At 70.6% G+C, this 15783-nt stretch carries 15 protein-coding genes; 10 read left to right on the top strand and 5 right to left on the bottom strand.

Annotated elements, in window-relative coordinates; translation table 11 throughout:
• Positions 1 to 45: 45 nt before the first annotated feature.
• From KPL78_RS21980 to KPL78_RS22000, 5 genes are all read left to right on the top strand, one after another.
• The gene (locus KPL78_RS21980) at positions 46 to 606 is read left to right on the top strand and encodes a J domain-containing protein (RefSeq protein WP_369412819.1); all 561 of its coding nucleotides are present in this window, start codon (positions 46 to 48) and stop codon (positions 604 to 606) included.
• Between the two features lie 57 nt (positions 607 to 663).
• Positions 664 to 1668: a cobaltochelatase subunit CobS gene (cobS, locus tag KPL78_RS21985; protein ID WP_219765122.1), complete on the top strand. Its 1005-nt coding sequence runs from the start codon at positions 664 to 666 to the stop codon at positions 1666 to 1668.
• Between the two features lie 3 nt (positions 1669 to 1671).
• Positions 1672 to 2307, top strand: coding sequence for a glutathione S-transferase family protein (locus tag KPL78_RS21990; RefSeq protein WP_219765123.1), 636 nt, complete (start codon positions 1672 to 1674; stop codon positions 2305 to 2307).
• Positions 2304 to 4178 carry a cobaltochelatase subunit CobT gene (gene cobT / locus KPL78_RS21995; protein WP_219765124.1) on the top strand — a complete coding sequence of 625 codons (1875 nt, stop codon included), beginning with the start codon at positions 2304 to 2306 and terminating at the stop codon, positions 4176 to 4178. The genes KPL78_RS21990 and cobT overlap by 4 nt, the downstream gene beginning before the upstream one ends.
• Positions 4179 to 4417: 239 nt before the next feature.
• Complete coding sequence (locus KPL78_RS22000) at positions 4418 to 5395, top strand: esterase-like activity of phytase family protein (protein ID WP_219765125.1); 978 nt, start codon at positions 4418 to 4420, stop codon at positions 5393 to 5395.
• A gap of 75 nt (positions 5396 to 5470) precedes the next feature.
• Here KPL78_RS22000 and KPL78_RS22005 read toward each other — a convergent pair whose 3' ends face one another.
• The 4 genes from KPL78_RS22005 to KPL78_RS22020 all read right to left on the bottom strand — a co-directional run bounded on the left by KPL78_RS22005 (position 5471) and on the right by KPL78_RS22020 (position 9477).
• Positions 5471 to 6397 carry a S1C family serine protease gene (locus KPL78_RS22005; protein WP_219765126.1) on the bottom strand — a complete coding sequence of 309 codons (927 nt, stop codon included), beginning with the start codon at positions 6395 to 6397 and terminating at the stop codon, positions 5471 to 5473.
• A 56-nt stretch (positions 6398 to 6453) separates the two neighbouring features.
• Positions 6454 to 7356, bottom strand: coding sequence for a hydroxymethylglutaryl-CoA lyase (locus KPL78_RS22010; RefSeq protein WP_219765127.1), 903 nt, complete (start codon positions 7354 to 7356; stop codon positions 6454 to 6456).
• A 37-nt stretch (positions 7357 to 7393) separates the two neighbouring features.
• Positions 7394 to 7921 carry a biotin transporter BioY gene (locus tag KPL78_RS22015; RefSeq protein WP_219765128.1) on the bottom strand — a complete coding sequence of 176 codons (528 nt, stop codon included), beginning with the start codon at positions 7919 to 7921 and terminating at the stop codon, positions 7394 to 7396.
• Positions 7922 to 8235: 314 nt separating this feature from the next.
• Positions 8236 to 9477, bottom strand: a complete 1242-nt coding sequence (locus KPL78_RS22020; RefSeq protein WP_255569311.1) for a CaiB/BaiF CoA transferase family protein — start codon at positions 9475 to 9477, stop codon at positions 8236 to 8238.
• A gap of 305 nt (positions 9478 to 9782) precedes the next feature.
• On the opposite strand from KPL78_RS22020, the gene KPL78_RS22025 reads away from it, so the two are divergent.
• The 5 genes from KPL78_RS22025 to KPL78_RS22045 all read left to right on the top strand — a co-directional run bounded on the left by KPL78_RS22025 (position 9783) and on the right by KPL78_RS22045 (position 14197).
• A complete protein-coding gene (locus tag KPL78_RS22025; protein ID WP_219765130.1) occupies positions 9783 to 10190 on the top strand; it encodes a globin family protein in 408 nt (135 codons plus the stop codon).
• A gap of 80 nt (positions 10191 to 10270) precedes the next feature.
• Positions 10271 to 10780 (top strand): hypothetical protein, encoded by a 510-nt coding sequence (locus tag KPL78_RS22030; RefSeq protein ID WP_219765131.1) that lies wholly within the window; start codon positions 10271 to 10273, stop codon positions 10778 to 10780.
• Between the two features lie 236 nt (positions 10781 to 11016).
• The gene (locus KPL78_RS22035) at positions 11017 to 11205 is read left to right on the top strand and encodes a hypothetical protein (RefSeq protein WP_219765132.1); all 189 of its coding nucleotides are present in this window, start codon (positions 11017 to 11019) and stop codon (positions 11203 to 11205) included.
• Positions 11202 to 12596, top strand: coding sequence for an amidase (locus KPL78_RS22040; protein ID WP_219765133.1), 1395 nt, complete (start codon positions 11202 to 11204; stop codon positions 12594 to 12596). The genes KPL78_RS22035 and KPL78_RS22040 overlap by 4 nt, the downstream gene beginning before the upstream one ends.
• Before the next feature lie 23 nt (positions 12597 to 12619).
• Positions 12620 to 14197, top strand: a complete 1578-nt coding sequence (locus tag KPL78_RS22045) for an ArnT family glycosyltransferase (protein ID WP_219765134.1) — start codon at positions 12620 to 12622, stop codon at positions 14195 to 14197.
• A gap of 364 nt (positions 14198 to 14561) precedes the next feature.
• On the opposite strand, the gene KPL78_RS22050 is transcribed toward KPL78_RS22045, so the two are convergent.
• The gene (locus KPL78_RS22050; protein WP_219765135.1) at positions 14562 to 15689 is read right to left on the bottom strand and encodes a YbfB/YjiJ family MFS transporter; all 1128 of its coding nucleotides are present in this window, start codon (positions 15687 to 15689) and stop codon (positions 14562 to 14564) included.
• Between the last annotated feature and the right edge of the window lie 94 nt (positions 15690 to 15783).

The raw sequence follows: 15783 nt of genomic DNA on the forward strand, positions 1-15783 counted from the left end.
TCCGGCAGACAGGCGGCGGCGCCACTCGAGGAGGACAGCGCGCCCGTGCGTCGCTGCGACCATCCGGGCTGCGCCGAAGCCGGCCTGTTCCGCGCCCCACGCGACCGCACGCTCAAGGAATTCCACTGGTTCTGCCTGCCCCATGTGCGCGCCTACAACGCCTCCTGGGATTACTACAAAGGCATGGGCCCGAACGAGATCGAGCAGGCGCTGCGCGCCGACAGCGCCTGGCAGCGCCCATCCTGGCCGCTCGGGCGGCTCGGCGGGGCCAGCCGCTTCGACCCGGACCTGCTGCGCGATCCCTTCTCGGTGCTGGGGCAGGAGGCACCGACGGCCCGCCGCCGGGGGAAGGAAGCCACCGACACCACGCCGCCGGAGCTGCGCGCCGCACTCGACCTGCTCGGCCTCACCTGGCCGCTCGACCAGACGGAGCTCCGCGCCCGCTACAAGGACCTCGCCAAGCGGCATCACCCGGATGCGACCGGCGGTGATCGCCAGGCGGAAGAGAAGCTCAAGGACATCAACCGCGCCTATAGCCTGCTCAAGCGCCGGGTACCGAACCACCGGCCGGCCCCTGCCCAGGCGGAAACCGCCGCGGCCGGGTAGCCGGGCCGCCACGACACGCCTAGTATGTCCCTTGACCGTCACGGAACCGGACTTGCGATGAACAAGGTTGCCCAGATCTCCGAAATCCGCCCGACCTCAGCGATCGAGGCGCCCGATCTCACGGTGAAGGCCCGCGAGGTCTTCGGCGTGGACATCGACATGGAGGTCCCGGCCTTCTCGGTGCGCACGGAGCATGTGCCGGAGATCGACGAGACCTACCGCTTCGACAAGGAGACGACGCTCGCCATCCTCGCGGGCTTTGCCTTCAACCGCCGCGTGATGATCCAGGGCTACCACGGCACCGGCAAGTCGACCCACATCGAGCAGGTCGCCGCCCGGCTCAACTGGCCCTGCATCCGCGTCAATCTCGACAGCCACATCTCGCGCATCGACCTGATCGGCAAGGATGCGATCGTCCTGAAGGACGGCAAGCAGGTCACCGAGTTCCGCGAAGGCATCCTGCCCTGGGCGCTGCAGCACCCCTGCGCGCTGGTGTTCGACGAGTATGACGCGGGCCGCCCGGACGTGATGTTCGTGATCCAGCGCGTCCTGGAAGTCGAGGGCAAGCTGACGCTGCTCGACCAGAACAAGGTGATCCGGCCGAACCCGTATTTCCGGCTCTTCGCCACGGCCAACACGGTCGGCCTCGGCGACACCACGGGCCTCTATCACGGCACGCAGCAGATCAATCAGGGCCAGATGGACCGCTGGTCGATCGTGGCCACGCTGAACTACCTGCCGCACAAGCAGGAAACCGACATCGTGCTGGCGAAGCTCGGCGCCGAGAGCGACCCGAAGGTCCGCAAGCAGGTCGAGGCGATGGTGGCCCTGGCCGACCTGACCCGTGCGGGCTTCATTGCGGGCGATATCTCGACCGTCATGTCGCCGCGCACGGTCATCACCTGGGCCGATAACGCCCGCATCTTCGGCGATATCGGCTTCGCCTTCCGCCTGACCTTCCTCAACAAGTGCGACGAGGCGGAGCGCAGCACGGTGGCCGAATACTACCAGCGCTGCTTCAACGAGGAGATCCCGACGGGTCTGCTGCGCAAGGCGGGGTGACGCATGGCGGCGCCTCGCTTCCTGCTGCACCACGCGCCGCGAACGCGATCCGTCAGCGCCCTGTGGATGCTGGAGGAAGCCGGCGCAGCCCATGCGCTGCACTGGCATGACCTCCAGGCCGGCACGCAGAAGGACCCGACCTTTCTGGCGGTGAATCCGGCGGGCAAGCTGCCTGCCCTGGTGGATCGCGGGCCGGACGGGTCGTGGCAGGTGGTGGTGACCGAGGTGGCGGCGATCGCTGCCTACCTCGCCGATCTTGTCCCCGAGGCCGGCCTCGCGCCGGCCATCGGGACGCCCGACCGCGCTGCCTATTGCTTCTGGATGACCTATGGGCCGGGCGTGGCCGAGCCCGCCTTCGCGGATGCGGTCTTTCCGCGCGCGGCGGCCGCCCCGGCGGTCGCTATCGGCTGGCCGCCCATGGAGCAGGTCGTCGCCCGCATCGAGGCCGCGCTGAAGGGCAAGGCCTGGCTGCTTGGCGAGCGCTTCAGCGCCGCCGATCTCGTGGTGGGCGGTCTGCTCGCCTTCATCAACCAGATGGGCCGGCTGCAATCCGGCCCCGATGTCGCGCGCTACGTCGCCGCGATCGAGGCCCGGCCCGCCCGCCAGCGCGCCATGGCCACCGAAGGACCCAAGCCATGAGCGGCAAGCAGGACCTCACCCGCCAGGAAGAATTCAAGCGGGCCACCGCCGGCGCGCTGCGCGCCATCGCCCATGCCGACCCCGAGGTGCAGGTGGCCTTCCAGCCCGGCCCCTCCGGCGTCGCGGGCAAGCGCGTCCGCCTGCCGCTGCCCACGCGCGCCCTGCCGGCCGCCGAGATGGCGAAGCTGCGCGGCGCCGCCGATGCCGCCGCCCTGCGCCTGCGCCACCACAACGAGGCCCTGCACGCATCCCGCGTGCCCGGCCGGCGCGAGGCGCGCGAGGTCTTCGACGCGCTGGAGCAGGTGCGCGTCGAGACTGTCGGCTCCAAGCACATGTCGGGCGTCGCCGCGAACCTCCGCGCCAAGCTGGCGGAGGAATGCGAGTCCGAGGGCTATGACCGCATGACGCGGAAGGACCAGCTTCCGCTGCCCGCGGCGCTGGCCATGCTGACGCGGGAGAAGCTGACCGGCGAGCCCGCCCCGGAGGTCGCCCATCGCGTGCTCGACCTGTGGCGCGACACGCTGGGCGAGAAGGCCGATGACGCGCTGGCCGAGATGGCCACGACCGCCGACGACCAGGAAGCCTTCGCCAAGGCTGCCCGCAAGCTGCTGACCGCGCTTGATCTCGCCGAGGCCGAAGTCGAGGCGGAGTCCGAGCAGCAGGACGAGGAAGGCGAGGAAGGCGGCGAGAGCAGCCCCCAGCAGGACCAGTCCGGCGAAGGCCAGTCCCAGTCCGAGCAGGAGGAACAGATGCTCGGCGCCCAGCCCGAGCAGATGCAGGGCGAGGCCTCGGAGGAGGAGGGCGAGGAGACCGAGGAGGATGGCGCCGCCGCCGATGGCGACGACAAGCCCGGCGGCCCGCAGCAGCGCCGCGAGGTGCCGCAGGTCGACGACACCACCCGCTACCACGCCTTCACCACCCAGTTCGATGAGGTGGTCGATGCCGAGGATCTCTGCGACCCGGACGAACTGACCCGGCTGCGCCAGCAGCTCGACCAGCAGCTGTCCCACCTGCAGGGCGTCGTCTCCAAGCTCGCCAACCGGCTGCAGCGCCGCCTGCTGGCGCAGCAGCAGCGCGCCTGGGAGTTCGACCTCGAGGAAGGCATCCTTGACGCGGCACGGCTGACCCGCGTCGTGACCAACCCGATGCATGCGCTGTCCTACAAGCATGAGCGCGACACGGATTTCCGCGACACGGTCGTGTCCCTGCTGATCGACAATTCAGGGTCGATGCGCGGGCGGCCGATCACCGTCGCCGCCATGTGCTGCGACATCCTGGCGCGCACGCTGGAACGCTGCTCGGTGAAGACTGAGATCCTCGGCTTCACCACCCGCGCCTGGAAGGGCGGCCAGTCGCGCGAGCGCTGGGTGCAGGAAGGCAAGCCGCGCAATCCGGGCCGCCTCAACGACCTGCGCCACGTCGTCTACAAGGCCGCCGATGCGCCCTGGCGCCGCGCGCGCAAGAATCTCGGCCTGATGCTGCGCGAGGGTCTGCTCAAGGAGAACATCGACGGCGAGGCCCTGGAATGGGCCTACAAGCGGATGCTGCCGCGGCCCGAACACCGCCGCATCCTGATGGTCATCAGCGACGGCGCGCCGGTGGATGACAGCACCCTGTCGGTGAACCCGGGCAACTACCTGGAACGCCACCTGCGCAAGGTGATCCATGAGATCGAAAGCCGGAACCAGGTTGAACTGATCGCCATCGGCATCGGGCATGACGTGACCCGCTACTATCGCCGCGCGGTGACGATCGTGGATGCCGAGGAACTCGGCGGGACGATGATGAAGAAGCTCGCCGAGCTGTTCGACGAGGATGCCGCGGAAGCCTGGCAGCGGGCGGCCGCCGAGCGCGGGCCGGTGCTGGTGTGACAGGCGACCAGAGAGGGGCCCTGCCCCTCTCCGGACCCCAGGGCACCCATTGGCGTTGCGAGGCGACCTCGGTGGGTGCCCGCAAAGGCCACAGGGCTTCTGGAAACCCATACCTGGCGCTTTGCTCGTCACCTCGGCGCAAAGGCTGAGGTCGTTCCGTGCGCAGGAGCGACACAGCGCCGAAGGCGCAGGCTGACGCGGCCGGCGCCGCGTCTCGGTTTCCAAAGCCCCGGTGGCCCTTGGTATGTGGGGGTCCGGGGGCGGGCAAGGCCCTGCCCCGCCGTGCCGTCCTCGCCGCGGCGCTCGCGACGACCGGCTGCATTTACGCCGCCCCCACCCCACCCCCGGGCGGTGCCGCCGCGATCCTTCCGCCGATCCCGACGACCGGCCCGCTCCGCAGCCTGGGCGGCCTCGACATCGACAATGCCATCCTGGGGGCCGGCGGATTGTCAGGCCTGCATCTGGATCGGGATCTCGTCGTTACCGTCCTCGACGACCGCACTCGCTGGGCGCAGGCGCAGCTGGTGCTGCGGGATGGCGTGGCCGCGGGACTGGTGCCCATCACCTCTGGCGCGCTGCATGACGGGGCGGGTGTGCCGCTGCCGGTCGGCTTCGCGGGCGATGCGGAGGGGCTGGCGCGGCTGCCGGATGGCACCTGGCTCGTCGCCTATGAACGCTGGCACCGCATCCGCGCCTACCCGCATCTCGACGGTGCGGGGGAGTATTTCGAAGCTCCGCCGGGCCTCGATGCGGCGCCGCGCAATGGGGGGCTGGAATCCCTGACGCTGCTGGCGGATGGCCGGCTCTTCGCCGTCGCCGAGGAACTCGCCCCGGCCGACAGCCCCGGCCTCAGGCGAGGCTGGATCGGCGGACCGGGGCGCTGGGCGCCGCTGACCTATCGCCCGACCCCCGGCTTCGTGCCGGTCGATGCGGCTGGTCTGCCTGATGGCGGGGCGCTGGTGCTGGAACGTCGCTTCCGCTGGTACAACGGCTTCGCCGGCCGACTGAAACGCCTGCCCGCCGAGGCGCTGCGCCCCGGTGCCGCGCTCGAAGGCCGGGAGATCCTGCGCATGGATGGCAAGCCGGTCCCCGCGGAGAATTTCGAGGGCGTCGCGGCCTTGAGCCATGAGGGCCGCACCCTGGTTGCCATCGTCTCCGACGACAATCACATGCCGAATCAACGGAGCCTGATGCTGTTGTTCGAACTGACGGCCTGATCGCCGGCGCGCAGCGGCGGTCGCTGCTCCATCCGCACGGAAGACCTGAAGAGGCAGCGCCTCTCCAACTCCCTCTCACCCCCGGCAGAGGATCTGGAACACCGCCGGCGCCACCGCCGCCGAGACCGCCCGCGCCCCCAACCCGGTCATCGCCGGCACGCGTTCCGGCTGCACGCCGTTCTCCGATAGGAAGCGGGCCACCTGGTCCGCCCGGATCGCGAAGTTCACGCCCTGCGGCAGCGATCCCGTCGCGCGAAGCACCGCGATGTCGTTCAGCCGCCCCACGGCGACGCCGAGCAACAGCCCCGCATCGTCCACCGCCGGTCCGCCGGAATTGCCCGGCTGCACCGCGGCATTCATCTGGAAGCGGGAGACGTCGCCCCCGGGCCCCGCCAGCCCGGTGACGATGCCATTGGTCACATTCAGCCCGGTGCCGAGCGCCTGGCCATAGGGGAAGCCGAAGACGAGAACGGTCTCGCCCAGATCCACCGCGTTGCGATCGCGGAAGCGGACGACAGAGGGGAAGTGGCGCCCGACATCGATGATGGCGAGGTCGCGCCGGCGATCGGCCGCCACGACGCGCACCGCGCGCCCCTGATCGTCCACCACCGAACGGCAGCCTTGCACAACATGGGCGTTGGTGATCGCGAGGCCATTCCCCGTCACCGCAAAGGCCGAGCCGGTCGCGATCGGCCGCCCAGCGCGCTGTGCGGATGGCGGTTCGGGCACTTCCGCGACCGCGTCACCATCGGCCGGCCGGGCCGGCTGCGGGCCGGCCGCGCCCGGGGCGCCGGCCCCGCCACGATCGGCCGGCACTGCCGTGCCGTCAGGCAGCCGGACATAGCGCGCAACCGGCGCATTCCCGCCGCCATAGTCGGTCACGAACGTGCCGCCGGCATCCGGCCCGCCCGGAGCAGGGGCGGCAGCCTCGGGCGAGGGGGCCTCGACCGGGGCGCAGGCGGCGGCGAGCAGCAGCAGGATCAGGGCAGAGGTATGGCGCATCACGGAAACCAGATTGGGTGCCGGCCGCGCCGCTGAAAGAGCGCGGCCGGCCTCCATCATGCCGCCTTGCGCGCCGCCGGCACAGCGCGCATGCGCCCCCCCGGCACGGCGCCGGGAATGGCCGCCGCCATGTCGGCCGCGATCAGCAGCCGGTTCCACGAGATGCCGGTCGGCACGCCCATGCGGTGGAACATCCAGGCCACGTCCTCGGTCGCGACATTGCCCGTCGCACCGGGCGCGAAGGGGCAGCCGCCGATGCCGCCGGCGGCGGAATCGAAGACGCGGCAGCCGGCCTCCCAGGCCGCGGAGACGTTCGCCACGCCCATGCCATAGGTGTCATGCCCATGGAAGGCGAAGCGGTTGCCCCAGTTCTGGATGGCGTGACGGAAGATGCGCCCGACCTGGTCGGGGCTCGCATTGCCGGTGGTATCGGCGAGCGCGATTTCCATCTCCGGATCCAGCGCCACGATGCGCTCGATCCACGGCATCACCTCTGCCTCCGGCACCACGCCGTCGAAGGGGCAATGGAAGACGCAGGACAGGTTGAAGCGGACCTTCGTGCCCTTCGGCGTGTCCTGCACCAGGGTCGCCAACTCGGCGAAGGATTCCTCCCGCGTGCGGTTCAGGTTCGCCTTGTTATGCCCGGCCGTCGCCGACATGAAGAAGCCGAGCCGGTCCGCGCCATTCGCGATCGCCGCATCGAAGCCGCGCCGGTTCGGCACCAGCACGGTCGATTCAAGCCCCGGCAGCTTCTTGCAGGCAGCAAGCACGATGTCCGTGCCCGCCATCTGCGGAATCGCCTTGGGCGATACGAAGGACCCCACCTCCATCCGCCGCAGCCCGGCATCGTAGCAGGCCTGGATCAGCGCGATCTTGGCCTCGGTGGACACGAGCGCCCCGGTGATGGACTGGATGCCGTCGCGCGGAGCGACCTCGCTGATGATGGCGGTGTCGGGCATGGGTTCCTCCTGATATCTGTGCCTGTTGTCCCACGCCTCAGCGCGCTGCGCGAGGCCGCAGCACGCGCATCAGCGCCACGGCCAGCGCGGTCTTCACCAGCGTGCCGGGGATGAACAGGACGAAGCCGGCCAGCAGCGCACGCTCCCACCCCACGAAGGCGGCGAGCCACGCGACGCCGGGAACGAACAGCAGCAGATGCGCCGCGGTGAGCACAGCCGCCTGCCGCGCCAGGCCCCGCCCGGCGAAGCCCGCAAACCACGCCGCCGCCCCGAAGCCCGCCAGATACCCCGCCGTCGGCCCGGCCAGCACCGCGAGCCCGCCCGTGCCATGCGCGAAGACCGGCAGGCCGATCGCACCCTGCGCCACATACAGCGCAACCGACGCGACGCCGAAGCGCGACCCGCCCAGCGCACCGAGCAGCAGCACGACCAGCGTCTGCATCGTCGCCGGCACCGGCCACATGGGCAGCGCGACCTGCGCGGAAGCCGCAAGGGCGGCGGAACCGAGAAGCGCGAGGCCCCAGAAGCGGAAGGCGGAACGCGGGGCAGTCACTGCGAGGGTCATGGAATCTCCGTTACGTCAAACGCGACCGGAGAAGGGCTTTGCCCCTCTCCGGACCTCTCCCCACCAAAGGCCACAGGGCCGTTGGAAACCATCACCTGGTGCCTCGCACCACAGGCGTCCGATCCGATCGGCGCGCATGTGGCACCACGACCCCGACAGCATGACGTGACGGCGTGCCGAAAGCGCGCGCCCCACGGGGGATGCCCTCCGCGCCCAACGCCAGGTCGAGGTTTCCAAAGGCCTTTCGGCCTTTGGTGGGGTGGCTTGGAGGGGCAAAGCCCCTCCTATTGCGCCGAGGCCAATCCGGAACGCCCTCACGCCTTCGCTGAAGCAGCCCGGAGAGACACAGCCCCTCCAGCCGCCGACAGCGGCGTCGCATCCCCCCGCGCCACGGCATCGAACACCAGATCATTGTGCGCCCCTGCCGCGACGCCCGGCCAGCGCACCATCTCCTGCGGGCTCACGCCGTCGAAGCGGAACGGCGCCGCCGGGTGCAGCACGGTCCCGAGCAGCGGGTCCGGCACTTCCATCACCCAACCGCGGTCGCGGAAATGCGGGTCCTTCGCGCAATCCTCCATGTCGAACAGGCGCGAGCACGGCACCTCTGCCGCTTCCAGCACCGCCTCGGCTTCCGCCGCCGGCCTGGTGCGCGTCCAGTCGGCGATGGCGCCATCCAGCTCCGCGACATGCGCACAGCGCCCGGCATTGTTCGCGAAGCGCGCATCGGCGGCCATCTCGGGGCGACCGATCGCGGCCATCAGCCGCTTGAAGATCAGGTCGGAATTGCCGGCGATGCACAGCCACTTGCCGTCCGCGCAGGGATAAGTGTTGGTCGGCGCCGCGGTCTTGATCGCCGCGCCCTGCGGCTGCCGCACCCAACCGAACAGCCCGTATTCCGGCAGCATGCCCTCCATCAGCGAGAAGACGGAGGACACCAGGTCCACATCCACCACGCGCCCCTTCGCCATCGGGTCGCCCTTCACCTGCCAGCACGCGGCGACCACGGCCATTGCGCAATACATCCCGGCGAGGTCGTCGCTGATGGACACGCCGCAGCGCGGCGGCGGGTATTCCGTCTGGCCCGGGTTCGCCGTCAGATGGCGCAGCCCGCCCATCGCCTCCCCGATCGCGCCGAAGGCCGGCTTGTCGCGATACGGCCCGCCCTGCCCGTAACCGGAGATCCGCCCGATCACCAGCCGCGGGTTCTCCGCATGCAGCACCTCCGGCCCGAGGCCGATGCGTTCGAGGTATCCGGCACGGAAATTCTCCACCAGCGCATCGGCGCGCTTCAGCAGCGCGACCAGCTTCGCCCGGTCCTCGTCCTTCTTCAGGTCGAGCGTCACCGACAGCTTGTTGCGCCCATGCACGCTGAACCAGACAGGATTGCCGTCCACGCTGCTGCCCCAGCCGCGCACGGGATCGCCCCCGGGCGGTTCCACCTTCACCACCTCGGCGCCCAGATCGGCGAGCAGGCGCGTGGCGAAGGGCGCGGCGATATAGTGGCCGAGTTCGACGATCTTCAGCCCGGCGAGGGGCAGCGTGGCGGGTGCGCTCATCCCGCGACCCATAGGCCAGAACGGGCCTTCCGCGAAGATTGCGTGGCACGCGGCAAGACTCCGGCAAGGCCCATGGGGGGAGACTGTCTCCGCCGGCGCATTCAGCCTCCGGCAACCCTGGACGAGGCGCGGGGCTTCCTCCCTCCCCGGCGCCTGCGGCCCTTTCCCCCTGGGCCGCCGTCACTGGGGGCGGCGCATCCCCTGCGCCGCCCCCAATCTTTGGCGCCGATCGCCATGATCGTTGCTGCATCGCACCGGGATGATGGCGCAGACTGCCCCTGCCGCACGATCAGGAGAGGACCGTCATGACGCCCGCCCAGACCGAGATCGTCCAATCCACCTGGAAGCATGTGGTGCCCATCGCCGACACAGCAGCCGATCTCTTCTACGATCGGCTGTTCGCAATCGACCCGACGACCCGGCCGCTTTTCAAGGCGGAAACCCTGCCGGAACAGAAGCGCAAGCTGATGACCATGCTGAGCACCGTGGTGACCGGCCTGGCACGGCCCGACCAGATCATTCCCGCCGCCGAGGCGCTGGCACGCCGCCATGTCGGCTATGGGGTGACGAGCGCACAGTATGACAGCGTCGGCGCCGCGCTGCTCTGGACACTGGAACGCGGGCTGGGGCCAGCCTGGACCACCGAGGCGCAGGATGCCTGGACGGCCGCCTACACCCTCCTCGCCGGGGTAATGCGCAAGGCCGTGGCCTGAAGTCCTTCGCACCGCGCCCTCGCGCGTGGCGCTAGAATAAGGCCGTCAACACCACCACGGCGTGTGAAATCGAGGACGACATGGCGCGCTTCTGCGAGGGGAGCATGGCTCCCTACAATGTCCTGTCGCTCACCCACGAGTGCACCTGGGTGATGGGCAGCACGGCAGGGACCCTCGGATCGACGAGCTTCGGCAGTTGCGTCGGCCTCGTCCTCTGGTGCCCTGCGACGAAAGAGGGCGTCGTTGCGCATTATGCCGGCTCCCTCGGCCATCCGACACACCAGGCGCAGGCACGCGACGACACGCAGGAGATCCTGCTCAAGGCCGGCACGGCCGGGAAGGCCTGGAATGCCTGGGTCTTCGGGGGCATGAGCCTGTCGTCGGGCACGCTCCTGTCGGCGTCCTCGGTGGGCCAGACGAAGCAGCTGATCGACCTGGTCCGTGCCGAGCTGAGCGGCCCGAATGGCTTTACCCATCAGCTCGACGGCTATCCCGGCTATGGCAAGGTCAGCCTCGACCTCGCGACCGGGGAGGTGACCCTCTCGGTCGAAGCGAGCGGGTCGGGGTCGAGGATCCTCGATCTCCTGTAGGAAGCCGTTTGGAAATGCGCCGATCGGCGCATTTCCACGTCCGGCACCGGCCCGCACCCGCCCCGCCACCCATACCAGGATACGGACGTCGATGGCCGGGTTGGGGGTGCGGGCCGGTGCCGGACTTTTCAAACGGCCTCCAAGACTGCCACGGGATCGCCATCGGACGGGGGCAGGTTCCCTCCTCTCCTGGTCTTGCGGCAGAGTGTCGCGACCGGGAATGGAGTTCTGTACCGATGACGGAAGACGAGGCACTCGCCCGCGCGGCCGGGCTGGGCGAACCATGGCGCAACCGCCAGGCCGAGATCGCCGAGGCTGCCGCCCAGGCTCGCCGCTTGGCCCAGGCCTTCCCGCGCCCCGCCGACGAGACCGCCGAGCCGATCCCGGCCTATGCCGTCCCCGCGCCCAAGGCGGCGCGGCGATGAGCAGCCCGGTCGACTACACCCTCGCCGAGGCCTCGGCGGCCATCGCGAAGCGCCGCCTTTCCCCGGTCGAATATCTCGATGCGCTGCGCGAACGCTTCGATGCACTCGAGCCTTCGCTGAACACCACCATCCTGCCGCTGTGGGACAGCGCGCGGGAGGATGCGAAGAAGGCCCAGCGCCGCATCGCGCGGTCCGGCCCGCGCTCCCCGATCGACGGATTGCCGGTGGGGCTGAAGGACATCATCGACCTCGCGGGGCACCCGACCACCTGCCATTCGCGCCACCTGCTGGACAATGTGAAGTCGGCGGATGCTGCCGTGGTGACGACGCTGCGCGCCGCCGGCGCGGTTTTCCCGGCCAAGCTCGCAACGCATGAATTCGCCATCGGCGGGCCAGCCTTCGACCTGCCCTTCCCGCCCGCACGCAATCCCTGGAACCGGGCGCATCATCCGGGCGGGTCCTCCTCCGGCTCCGGCTCCTCGGTCGGGGCGGGCCTCCTGCCGGCCGCGCTCGGCACCGACACGGGCGGGTCGGTCCGCCACCCGGCGAGCCATTGCGGCATCGTCGGCATGAAGGCGACCTATGGCCTCGTCTCACGCCGCGGTGTCTTTCCCCTCGCCTTCACCCTCGACCATGTCGGGCCGATGACGAAGGATGTCGCCTCCAACGCCATGCTGCTCGGCATCATGGCCGGGCACGACCCGGAGGATCCCGGCTCGGCGGTCCGTCGCCCTGAGAACTACGCCCGCCACCTGAAGAAGGGGCTGAAGGGCCTGACCATCGGCTTCGTGCGCCACTTCCACGAGACCGACCAGCCCGCCACGGAAGAGGTCACCGCCGCTCTCGAAACCGCGGCCAAGCTGCTGGCGAAGGAGGGTGCGAAGGTGAAGACCGTGACCCTGCCACCGCTGAACGAGTTCGCCGGCGTGAACCGCGCCATCATGATGGGCGAGTCGGCCGCCATCCACGGCCATTGGCTGCGCACCGCGCCCGAGGGCTATTCCAACCTGACGCGCAAGCGCCTCGCCCCGGGCCTCTTCGTCCGCGCGGAGGACTACGTCCAGGCCCAGCGCCGCCGCCGCGAGCTGATCGCCGCCGTGGAACAGACACTGTCCGGCGTGGACCTGCTGCTGACCGCGTCCTCCATGGACCCCGCCTGCCGCATTGACGATCCCGATGCGGTGGAACTTACCTATCCCCGCCAGGCCCGCACGCCCTTCAATGTCACCGGCCATCCGGCCATGACGCTGATGTGCGGCCTGTCCAAGGCCGAGGGCCTGCCGCTCGCCCTGCAACTCGTCGGACGCTATTTCGACGAGGCGACCGTCTACCGCGCCGCCGCGGCCTATGAGCGCGCGGCCCCCTGGAAGGCGATGCGTCCCGCGCCCTGAGCGCGGCACGCGGCGACACGGCCATGAGCCCCGAAGGCCCCATCACCCTGGTCGCCCCGGCCGCGCCGCCGAAGGGCCTCAGCCTGCCCTCGCCGCGGGTGCGGCGGCTGTTGCGCAGCGCGGCGGTACCGCTTTTCCTGCTGGCCGCGGCCTTCGTCCTGCGCGCCTTCGCCTTCGCCGCGGCGGTGATCGACACCGACGAAGGTCTCTACATGCTCCAGGCCCGCGAATGGCTCCGCGGGAACTGGCCGCTCGTCGGCGTGTGGGACATGCACCCGGTCGGCGCGCCCGCCATCTTCTCGGTGATGATGGCGATCTTCGGCGACGCCGTCTGGGTGCCGCGGCTGCTCGGCGTGCTGACCACCTGGGCCGGGGCCTGGGCGCTGTTTGCCATCGTGCGCTTCGCCACGGCACCGCCGGCGCTGGGGCTCGCGGCGGGGTTGCTCTACCTGGCGCACACCACGCTGCTCGGCGGCCTCGCGACCAATACCGAGATCCTGTTCATCCCGCTCACCGCCTGGTCCATCGCACTCGGCCTGCGGGCTACGCGCCGTGCGTTGGAACATGACGAGGCCCCGCCCTTCGCCAAGATCCTCGGCATGGGGCTGATGATCGGCGGCGCGCTCGCCGTGAAGCCCGTCGCGGTGTTCGAGGGCTGCCTCGCCTGGGCATTGCTGGTGGGGCCAGCCTGGTGGCGGGGCCTGCTCTCCTGGCGGCGGGTGGTGGTCTATGCGCTGACCTATGCCGTGCTCTGCGCGCTGCCGACCATGGCTCTCGGCTTCGCCTACCTCCTGCGCGGCGAGTTCGACGCGTTCGTCAACGGCACCTTTATCGGGCCGCTGCGCTATGCCGGGTCGCCCGTCGCGCTGCAGGACGCGGCGCGCTTCATCCTGATCGCCGTGATGATCCTGTTCTGGGCTTTCGCCCTGGTGCCGCCGGCGCTGATCCGACCGCGCGTGAAGCAGGGACCGGTCGCCCTGCTCCGCTGGGTGGCTGTGGCCTGGTTCATCGCCGCCACGGGCGCCGTCATCATGCCAGGCATGTATTACCAGCACTATTTCCTGCTGTGGCTGCCGCCGCTGTCGCTGCTCGCGGCGCTCGGCGCGCGGCGGCTGGCGCGCGTGGCGCGGCCGGGGCTGGTGGTGGTGGCCTTCGCCGTGCTGGTGGGCGGCGTGTCCGTCGATGCCTGGCGGTCCTCGACCGTGCCGCGGCTGTACGGGGCAATCGGCCTTGGCGGCCCCGATCCGGTACGGGAAGTCGCGGCGGCGATCCGGCGCGAGATCGAACCCGGCGACCCGATCTGGGTGGTGAACTACCACCCCGCGCTCTACGTGCTGTCCGAGGCCGGGCTCGCCACGCGCTACGCCTTCCCGGGGCAACTCGTCGGCCCCTACTGGCGCGTCACTGGCATCGACCCGAACGAGGAAGTCGCCCGCATCCTGTCGACCAACCCGCAGGTGATCGTCGTGGACCGCGGCTGGTGGCCGCATGTGCGGCCCCGGATCGCGGCGATGATCGAGGAAGCATTGGCCGAGCACTACGACCTGGCGGCGGTGGTTTATGAGGAACGCGGGCCTGTGGAGGTGTGGCGGCTGAAGTAGTAGCGGGCGGGACGAGAAGCCCTTATGGCAGCCCCAATGCCTCCACTGTGAAATTGGAGGGGCGCCGCCCCTCCAAACCTCCCCGCCAGGCCCCACAGTGTGGCCTGGACCGCCGGCACCCGGTGCTGGGCAGGATGATGCGGCCCCCTCCCAACGCTCTTTATGCGCAAGAGTATGTTTCGGCCCTCATCCTGGCCGTGGCGCACGGCGCCAAGTGACGGTTTCCAAAGGCCCTGTGGCCTTTGGCGGGGTGGCTTGGAGGGGCAGGGCCCCTCCAATTCGACAGCCGAAGCATCGGAGCGCCTCTGCTGGCCGGCGCCGCTGCCACCAAGGCGAGGCAAGAGATTCTCTGCCCCGCCCTTCGCTACCCCCGATCCGCCACCCCCACCCCGAACGACACCACCGACAGCGCCAGCCCCAGCCCGAAGATCGCCGCATGGCTCTCCCCGGTCACGCCGAACAGGGCGGCCATGGCGAAGCCCGTCACGGCCTGCGCCACGGCGAAGGCCGCCGTGGTGCGCACCCAGATGCGCCCGGCCAGCGGCCCGGCGCGCTCCCGCGCCGCCGCCAGGGTCACGGCCGTCACGCTGACGGCCGCGATACCCGACAGCAGCCCCGAGACCACCAGCCACGCCACGCCTGGCAGCAGCGCCGTGCCCAGCGCCGCCACCTGCACCGCGAGCGTCATCGGCAGCGCGCGTCGCCCGCCGATGCGGTCCGCCAGCGCCCCGCCGGCCAGGCTGCCCGACACCGCTCCGACGCCGAAGACCACCCACATCAGCCCACCCGCCTGCACGCCGAGCCCATGCCCGCGCGCCGCCAGATCCGCGAGATAGACCATCGGCGGCACTAGCCCGGCGCCTGAGACGCCGTAGGCGATCACCAGCTTCCAGGCGGAAGGCACTTCCCCGGCCGCCTGCGGCTTCGGCAGGGGCGGTGGCGCCGGCCAGAAGCGCCGCGCCGCCGCCCACAGCGCCGCCGTCACGCCCGCAAGACCGAGCCAGGCCGCATTGACCGAATGTCCCACCAGCGCCGGCACCATCAGCGCGCCGAGCGTGATCCCCGTCCCGACGCCGAGCAGCACCACCCCGCCGGCGACCCCGCGCCGCTGCGGCGGCACCACGGCCTGCACGGATGGCCCGGCAAGCCCCATCAGCGTGCCGCCCGCCACCCCCGCCACCGCGCGCCACAGCCCGAGCCAGGCGAGCCCGCCCTGCCACGCGCAGCACAAGGCCGCGAGCACCGCCAGTGCCATCCCGGCATCGAGCGCCCGCGGAATGCCGAGCCGCCGCCCGACCCCAGGCGCGCCCAGCACGCCGATCAGATAGCCGGTCAGGTTGATCGCCCCGAGCAGCCCGGCCCCTGCGCCATCCACCCAGCCGGCGGCGACCATGGCCGGGAACAGCGGCACATAGGCGAAGCGCGCCAGCCCGATGCCCGAGCAGGTCGCGGCCGCCCCGGCCAAGGCCGGCGCGAACAGCGCGCGGGTCACGCCGCCACCCCCTGCGTCCAGGCCCGGCTACCAGAGCATTTTTCGCTCACGCTGGGTCGGCACCAGCCCACACCCCCACCCAGCCACCCCGCGA

The organism is Roseomonas alba (assembly GCF_019430885.1).
Classification (GTDB): Bacteria; Pseudomonadota; Alphaproteobacteria; order Acetobacterales; family Acetobacteraceae; genus Neoroseomonas; species Neoroseomonas alba.